General features: G+C 67.0%; 1 pseudogene. It reads left to right on the forward strand.

What is annotated here, in order from left to right:
• A pseudogene (locus FVE25_RS53670) lies at positions 1-849 on the forward strand (DNA-directed RNA polymerase subunit beta); the annotation flags it as partial.

Here is an 849-nt window from a genome sequence, read left to right on the forward strand (position 1 = left end):
GAGAAGGCCGGTGTGGTGGAGGAGGTCTCCGCCGACTACGTCACGGTGATGAACGACGACGGCACCCGCACCACCTACCGGGTGGCGAAGTTCAAGCGCTCCAACCAGGGCACGAGCTTCAACCAGAAGCCGATCGTGGCCGAGGGCGACCGGGTGGAGGTCAACCAGGTCATCGCCGACGGCCCGTGCACCGATCAGGGTGAGATGGCGCTGGGCAAGAACCTCCTGGTGGCGTTCATGCCGTGGGAGGGTCACAACTACGAAGACGCGATCATCTTGTCCCAGCGCCTGGTGCAGGATGACGTGCTGTCCTCGATCCACATCGAGGAGCACGAGGTCGACGCCCGTGACACCAAGCTGGGCCCCGAGGAGATCACCCGGGACATCCCGAACGTCTCCGAGGAGGTGCTGGCCGACCTGGACGAGCGCGGCATCATCCGCATCGGCGCCGAGGTGGTGCCCGGTGACATCCTGGTGGGCAAGGTCACGCCCAAGGGCGAGACCGAGCTGACGCCGGAGGAGCGGCTGCTGCGCGCGATCTTCGGGGAGAAGGCGCGTGAGGTGCGCGACACCTCGCTGAAGGTGCCGCACGGCGAGCAGGGCAAGGTCATCGGGGTGCGGGTGTTCTCCCGTGAGGAGGGCGACGAGCTGCCTCCGGGGGTCAACGAGCTGGTGCGCGTGTACGTGGCGCAGAAGCGCAAGATCACCGACGGTGACAAGCTGGCCGGCCGCCACGGCAACAAGGGCGTCATCTCCAAGATCCTGCCGGTGGAGGACATGCCGTTCCTGGAGGACGGCACCCCCGTCGACATCATCCTCAACCCGCTGGGCGTCCCCGGCCGCATGAAC

The organism is Nonomuraea typhae (assembly GCF_009760925.1).
In the GTDB taxonomy this organism is placed as follows: domain Bacteria; phylum Actinomycetota; class Actinomycetes; order Streptosporangiales; family Streptosporangiaceae; genus Nonomuraea; species Nonomuraea typhae.